Below are 8,081 nucleotides of genomic sequence, written 5' to 3' on the forward strand. Positions count from 1 at the left end.
GCGTACGAGCCGGCCAGCGCACGCACCGAGAGCTCGTCGGCCGCGTCCACACGCACCAGATACGACTCCTGCCCCACCACCTCACGAACAGGAACCGCAGGGGCCTCCTCCAGGATCACGTGGGCGTTCACCCCACCCATCCCGAACGCACTCACCGCACCCCGACGCCGACCACCCGACGGACGCGGCCACTCCGACACCCGATCCGCGAGAAAGAACGGCGTCCCCTCGAAACGAATGTGATCATTCGGCCGCACCACATGCAACGACGGCGGAACCACACCCCGCTCCATCGACAACAACACCTTCACCACACCGGCAAGACCCGCAGCCGGCTCCAAATGCCCCACATTCCCCTTCAACGAACCAAGCGCACAGAACTGCGAACGACCCGTCACCGCCCGCCACGCACGCGTCAAACCCTCCACCTCGATCGGATCACCCAGACTCGTCCCCGTCCCATGCGCCTCCACCAGACCGATCGACTCCACCGACACACCCGCATCCACCAACGCAGCCGAGATGACCTCCGCCTGGGCGCGCGGGCTCGGTGCCGAGTACCGGGTGGTGCGGCCGCCGTGGTTCACGGCAGCGCCCTTGACGATGCCCCGGATCCGGTCGCCGTCGCGCAGCGCGTCGTCGCAGCGCCGCAGCACCACGGCCACAGCGCCCTCACCGGGGACGAAACCGTCGGCGGTGCTGTCGAAGGCACGGCTGCGGTGGCGCGGGGAGAGGGCCATCATGTCGCCCATCGACCGGAAGTACTCCGGGCTGATGCCGGCGTGCACGGCCCCGATGACCGCCGTGTCGATGTCGCCGGAGCGCAGATGCTGGAGCGCGGAGTGCAGGGCTACCAGCGAGGACGAGCAGAGGGTGTTGACGACCGTGCTGGGACCGCGCCAGTCCATCAGGTAGGAGAGCCGGTTGGCGATCATCGCCTCCAGGCCCAGGCCTCGTCCCTCGGGCACGCCGTGGCGGAAGCGCTCCTCGTGGTAGTGGTCGTGACTGTAGGCGATCCACAGCCCGGTGCGGTCCTCGCCGACACGGGCGCCGCCGCGTCCGCCGTCCTCCAGGGCCTCCCAGATCGTCTCGTAGACGATGCGGGCCTGCGGGTCGATCAACGGCGCCTCGCGGGCGGATATCCGGAAGGGCGCCGGGTCGAACTCGTCGACCCGGTCGAGGAACGAGGCGTGCGGGAGGGGCCCGGCGGCGTCACCTCGACGGCTTTCGGGCAGCGGTCCGACCGTGTCGCGGCCCTCGGCGAGCAGCTCGGCGAAGGCCGTCAGCGTCGTGGCCGTGGGCAGCCTGACCGCAGCGCCCACGACCGCTATGTCACGCGGCCGGGCCGCACGGGCGTCGCCGCCGGGCGCGGACTCGTCGGCTGCGCGGGGCCTGGGGACGGCGGTGACGCGCGCCCCCGGGGCGGGTGGCTGCGGCGGCTCCGACCGGGGCGCCGGCGGAACCACCGGAGGTGCCCCGGCGGCCGGGTGCTCCGGAGCCGCGGGAACCGATGGGGCCACGGGGTGGGGCTGGGCTTCCGGTACGTCAGGAGCAGCCGGGGCAGGCACGGCATCCGTCGTCGGCGGGGCCGCCGAGGTCGAAGGGCTCGGGAGCCGGTCGACGAGTTCCGGTGCGTCCTCCGTCAGGAAGTCCGCGAACTGCCGGGGCGTCGCGTACTCGAAGAAGACCGTCGGGTACAGGGACAGGTCGTGTTCCCGGGAGATGCGCTCGCTCAGCGCCACCAGGCCGACGGAGTCGAAACCGGCGGAGAGGAACTCGGTGTCGGCGTGCTCCTCGGACGTGCCCGTCAGTGCCAGGAACCAGGCCAGCGCCCGCGCGGACGGCGAACCGACGGCGGCGGCGAAGGCGGGGTCGGCGGCAGGGGCGGGGGCGGCCTGGAACGCCGGGGCGATCGGCATGGCGTCGGGTGCCGGACCGGCGGCGCCCTCGGACACGGCACCGGCCACAGGGGCAGGCTCGACCGGACTCGACTCGGCGGCAGCGGGTACGGGCTCGGCGGCCGGGGTGGCCGGGACCGCCCGCACGGCGGCCTGGTCCGGAGCGGGGGGAGGGACGGGAGCGGGTCCGGTCGTGGTGTCCTCGCGGAACGCCAGCGCCGGGACGCGCTTGGACGACATGTCTCCGAAGACCAGCAGCGGCGTGCCCGACTCGTCGGTGACGGTCTGGGTGACCCGGCACGCCTCGTCGTTCCAGAAGGCGATCTCGGTACGGACGTACGCGGCGTCGTCCAGCGGGCCCAGGACGTCGAGCCGGCCCACGGACAGCGGGATGAACGCGGATGCGCCCGCGGTGCCGAAGACCGGGTTGGCCGGGTCGATGGCCGCCACGGTCACGCTGTCCAGGAGGCCCGGGAAGAGCTGGACGCCGGGCGGGTTCAGCTCCCGCTGCCGGGGGCCCTCGATCCGGGCGAGGGTGCCGCCGTCCGGCAGGCTCGCCACCCAGGAGATGTTCCGGTAGTAGCGCCCGTGGTGGTAGCCGATCCGCCGCAGCCACCGGTACAGGCCGGAGCCCGCGTGGACGGCGGAGCCGGCGCACTCGGCCAGCAGGGAGCCGACCGGGAGGCGGGGCGCCGGCTCGGCACGGGTGGCGAGGCGGCCGGTGACCAAGACGTCGCCGGTCTCCCCGTCCTCGACCCGGAACCGCCCGTCCCCGTCGACCCGGCCGACCACCCGCCGGGCCCCCGCGGGAATGAGGGGGCGGTGAAAGAGGACGTCCAGCGCGCCGTGGAACGGTGCGCCGCGCAGGGCGGCTCCCTCGCGCAGGAAGTCGAACCAGGCCACGCCCGGGAGCATCAGCGTGCGGTACACGGAGTGCTGCGCGATGGGCACCTCTCCCGGGCCGAACACCCGGGCGTACGTGTATCCGGCGGGCCCGCCGTCGGCCACCAGCTCGGCGGGCGAGCCGGGTTCGGCGGACCGGAGCGGCTCGGCGAGGTTCAGGGCGCGTCCGCGCGGCTGGGCGACCGGCAGCAGGCGCTTGCTCCAGGCGGCGCCGGTGGTCTTCTGGAACGCGGCCCAGTCGATGTCGCGTCCAGCCTCGAACAGTTCGGCGGCGACGGCCGCCAGTACGGCTGCGGCGGTCCGCTCGTCGTGAGCCCCGGCCAGGCGCGCGCCGACGTCGCGGCCGGCGGCGCCCTGGTGCCCGGCGTCGCCGGCCTGGTCGCCGTCGCGCCGCAGGACGTCGCCGAGCGCCTGCTCCAGCGCCAGGCTCCCCCGTACGAAGTCGGCGACCGCCTCCCAGCCGGGAGGAAGGTCGACGGCACCGCCGGGCACGCCCAGGTCGCGCAGCACGATGGCGAGGGCGATGCCGGAGAGGATGCGGAGCAGTTCGCCGGAGAACGCGGCGAGCGGGGTGCCGGTGGCCGTCTCGAATCGGCGTACGACGTCGTGCACGGCGGGGGTGGAGCGGTCGAGGGCCGTGAGCCACGCGGGCGGCCCTGCGGCGGCCTCGGGACGTACCGAGGCGGTCGCGCGGGGCGTGCCGGCGCCGGCGGCACCGGTGGCCCCCGGGGCTCCGGCGAAGCCGGGGGTGAGGAGCCTGGCGCGCAGGGCGGCCGTCAGCTCGTCCGCGTCCTCGCCGACGACGGCCAGCCGCGCAGCGCGGTGCGGCCGGGCGAGCCGGGCGGTGGCGCACACGTCGGCCAGTTCCTCGGGCCGGCCCCGGAGGGCGGGCAGGAACTCCACCCACTGGGCGCACAGTTCGCGCAGGCCGTAGGCGGTGTCGGCCGAGAGCGTCAGGACGTGGACGGGCTGCCTGGCCCCGGCCGGAGCCGTCCCGGTCCGGCGGGCCGGGGCCGGGACCGCCTCGGCCACGACGTGCGCGTTGGTGCCGCCGAAGCCGAAGCCGCTCACTGCGGCCCGGCGGACCGGCACTTCGGGCCAGGGCCGGGTGGCCTCGGGCAGGTGGAAGGGGCTGTCGTCCAGGTTGAGGCGGGGGTTGGGGGACTCGACGGCCACGGCCGGCACGGTGCCTTCCCGCAGCGAGACGATGATCTTCGCGAGGCCGGCGAGCCCGGAGGCCGAGTGGAGGTGGCCGATCCGGCGCTTGACCGAGCCGAGCGCGACCGAGTTGCGCGGGACGCCGTGGCGCCCGAACACCTCGGTGAGCGCCCGCACCTCGATGGGGTCGCCGATGGCGGTGCCGGTGCCGTGCGCCTCGACGTACTGCACGGTCGCCGGGTCGACGGTCCGGTAGACCTTGTCGAGCAGCTCGATCTGGGCTTCCAGGTTGGGTGTGGTGACGCCCATGGTGCGACCGTCGTTGTTGACCGCGACCCCGCTGATGGCGCCGAGGACCAGGTCGCCGTCGCGCAGCGCCGCCGCCATCGGCTTCAGCACCAGGGCTGCGGCTCCTTCGCCGGGGACGTAGCCGTTGGCCCGGCGGTCGAAGGTGTGGCAGAGCCCGTCCGGTGACAGCGCCCCGGTGCGGGAGAGGAGGACGAAGGTCAGCGGGTCGATCAGGAGGTCCACCGCGCCGACCAGGGCGAGTTCGCAGCTTCCCGAGGCGAGGCTCTGGCAGGCGAGCCAGACCGCCGAGAGCGACGAGGAGCAGGCCGTGTCGACGACGAGGCTGGGGCCCGCGAGGTCGAAGCGGTCGGACAGCCAGGCCGCCATGAAGTTCTGCGACCGCCCCCACAGGGCGGCCGGGCCGGGACCGGCGGCGCCCGCCGGGGCGGGCACCGCGGGGTCCGGAAGGCCGGGGGCGACCGTGCCGCGGCCCCGGTCGAAACCGTAGGAGTTCATCCGGGCGCCGATGAACACGCCCGCGTCGAGCCTGCGGCGCGCGCCCCGGTAGCCGGAGTCCTCCAGTGCCCGGGCGCCGACCTCCAGCATGACCCGCTGCTGCGGGTCGAGGAGGACGGCGTCCTCGGCGGTCATGCCGAAGGCCTCGTGGTCGAAGGAGAACGGGTCGACCAGGAACGCGCCCCGGTGGTGGGTGCCGCGGTGCGGCGCCTCGCCGAGGTACAGCCGGCGGGCCCACCGGCTCGGCGGGACCTCGCCGACCTCGACCTCTTCGCCTCCCAGCATGGCCGTCAGGTCGTCCACGTCCTCGGCGCCCGGGAGCCTCGTCGCGAGGCCGATGACGGCGATGCGGGTGTCGAGCTCGCTCACAGTTGTCCTTTCGTTCGGCTCGCCGGTCATGCCTGGACCACCCCGCGCCCGCCGTCGTGGTCGAGCAGGGGGCGCAGCAGCGCGCTCAGGGTGGAGCCGGTGGCACCTGTGTGGTCGGGCGCGGTGGCGGCCGGAGGCACCGGGATGGCGGCGGGTGCGGCCAGGTCGGCGAGTTCGGCCGCGATGTCGTCGGCCGTACGGGCCCGCATCAGGAGCGACGGGTCGACGGTCAGGCCGCCCCGTTCGAGGGCGGTGGCCAGTTCCGCGATCATCAGGGAGTCCAGGCCGAGCCCCTGGAGGGGCCGGTCGCCGGGGTCCTCCCCCAGCACCTGGAGGAAGGCGTCCCGGACGCGGGCGCGCATCGCGGTGGTGTCCCGCCGCGTGCCCGCCGGCTCCGGCCCGGCCCCGGCGGGGCCCTCGGCACGGGCGACCGGGGCGGCCGGTACCGCCGGAGTGGCCGGGGTGGTGGGGGCCGGTGCCGCGATGGTCGCGCCCACCGTCCCCGCCGGGGCGGACGCGGTGCCGGGGAAGACGACGGCGCCGCCCGACCGCAGGTGGTCGATGAAGGCGTCGAGCGCTTCCTCGGCACCGACCGCGTGCGCGGCGGAGAAGGTGTCGTCGGCCTTCATCCCGATGCCCGTCCAGTTGGGCCAGGCGTGCGCGGTGACCGCGGTGACCTCGTCGTCCTCCCTTTCGGCGAGCGCCAGTTGGAAGGCGTTGGCGAGGCTGTAGTCGACCAGTCCGCGGCCTGCCAGCGGCTGGGTGCCGGCGATCGAGGAGACGAGGACGGCGAAGTCGGCGCGCTGTTCCTTGGCCAGGCGGACGACGTGCAGCGAGCCGGCCACCTTGGGCGCGAGCACCTTCTCGGCGGCGCTCCAGGGGCGGCGGTGCATCGCCCCGAAGGGGTTGACCCCGCCGGAGGCGTGCACGACGCCGACCAGCCGGCCCCAGCGCCGGCCGAGTCGGTCCGCGACGGCGGCGAGGGCCGTCGGGTCGGAGACGTCGCAGGGCGTGTACTCGACCTCGGCGCCGCCGCCCGCCAGCTCCCGCAGCGACTGCTCGCGGGTGGCGTCGAGGGCCGACCTGCCGACGACGGCGACGCGCCGGGCGCCCCGTGCGATGAGGCGTTCGGTCAGTCGCAGTCCGACGGCTCCGAGTCCCCCGGTGACCAGGCAGTAGCCCTCGGCCGGGAGGACGTACGGAGGGCCGGGCCGGGCGGGCACGGTCTCCGGCACGTACCGGGCGCCCTGCCGGTAGGCGGCGACGGTGGTCCCCGCGTCGTCGGCGTCGGCCTCCGGGGCGCCGGACACCAGTGCGGCGATCTCGGCGGCCAGGTGGGCGGCCTGGTCGGCGGCCGGATCGGCGGGGTCCAGGTGGACGACGGCGGTGGGCCGGCGCCCTTCCGCGCCTGCGGCCCGGACGGCCGTGGCGGCCGCGGCCCGGACCGGGTCGGGACCGGCGGCGCCCTGCGCGCCGTGACCTGTCCGGGCGGCGGAGTGCAGGTCCGTCCCGCCGAACGAGGCCCAGAGGACACCGGCCCGCTGCGGCAGCGTCCTCATGAGATCGCCCAACTCAGCCCAGAGGGAGCCGAGTTCGGTCGGGTCCGCGTGCCGGCTGTCCCGGGCTCCGACCACGACGGCGGCGTCGGCCGGCGCGCCGGGCGCGACGACGGTCACTCCCCGGTCCCGCAGGAGCCCGGTCAGAGCCTGCCCGAGGGCGGGGTCCGCTGCGGCCACGCTCACCGTCGCCGGTCCGGCCGAAGGGGCCCGGGACAGGTCACGGGCGCGCCACTGGACGCGTACGGCCGGTGTGCCCGGCCGCCCGTCCCGCGCCGGACTCCCGGCCTGCCCGGTGGGGTCGGCCTCCTCGGGCATGCGCCAGAACGGGGACCCGGCGAACGGGTAGGTGGGCAGATCCGTGACGCGCGCCCCCGCGGGAGACAGCCCGGACCAGTCGATGTGCGCGTATCCGGCGGTGGCCAGCTCCGCCGCGTGGGCCGGGTGGCCGGGGGCGGCGGTCGTCCCGCTCAGGGCCGCCGCCGCGTCGGCGGTGAGGTCGATGTCGACGCGGGCGACGGGATGCGTCCCGTCCGCGACCGCGCGGAGCGCCGCCGCGAGGTCCGCCGCCGAGCGTCCGTGCACGCCGGTCTGGTACTCCAGCGGGGAGCGGCCGGTGTTGGCCGTGTGGCACAGGTCGGCTGTCTCGGCGGAGTCGCGCGCCGTGTCGAAGCGAGCGGCGTACGCGGCGGCCAGCTTCCGTACGGCCGTCTCGTCCGCACCGGTGACGCGGACCGCGAACGACTCCGGGGCGGGTACGTCCCAGACCGGGACCTCGGGGGCCTCCTCCAGGATCACGTGGGCGTTCACCCCACCCATCCCGAACGCACTCACCGCACCCCGACGCCGACCACCCGACGGACGCGGCCACTCCGACACCCGATCCGCGAGAAAGAACGGCGTCCCCTCGAAACGAATGTGATCATTCGGCCGCACCACATGCAACGACGGCGGAACCACACCCCGCTCCATCGACAACAACACCTTCACCACACCGGCAAGACCCGCAGCCGGCTCCAAATGCCCCACATTCCCCTTCAACGAACCAAGCGCACAGAACTGCGAACGACCCGTCACCGCCCGCCACGCACGCGTCAAACCCTCCACCTCGATCGGATCACCCAGACTCGTCCCCGTCCCATGCGCCTCCACCAGACCGATCGACTCCACCGACACACCCGCATCCACCAACGCAGCCGAAACAACCGCCTGCTGCGCCGCACTGCTCGGCACCGTCAACCCACTCGTACGACCCCCGTGATTCACCGCCGAACCCTTCACCACACCCCGCACCCGGTCACCATCACGCAGAGCCGCCCGCAACGGCTTCAACACCACCGTCACCACCCCCTCACCCGGCACGAACCCATCCGCACCCGAATCGAACGGCCGC

General features: G+C 74.9%; 2 protein-coding genes. Both read right to left on the minus strand.

Annotated features, from left to right (window positions below; genetic code table 11):
* Positions 1 to 5,132: beta-ketoacyl synthase N-terminal-like domain-containing protein (locus ACZ4XX_RS39965; RefSeq protein ID WP_468512727.1), on the minus strand; the 5,132-nt coding region annotated here is incomplete at its 3' end.
* Positions 5,133 to 5,158: 26 nt separating this feature from the next.
* On the minus strand, positions 5,159 to 8,050 hold the full coding sequence (locus ACZ4XX_RS39970) for an SDR family NAD(P)-dependent oxidoreductase (protein ID WP_468512728.1): 2,892 nt from the start codon (positions 8,048 to 8,050) through the stop codon (positions 5,159 to 5,161).
* Between the last annotated feature and the right edge of the window lie 31 nt (positions 8,051 to 8,081).

The sequence above is a fragment of the Streptomyces sp. NPDC029956 genome (assembly GCF_055574655.1).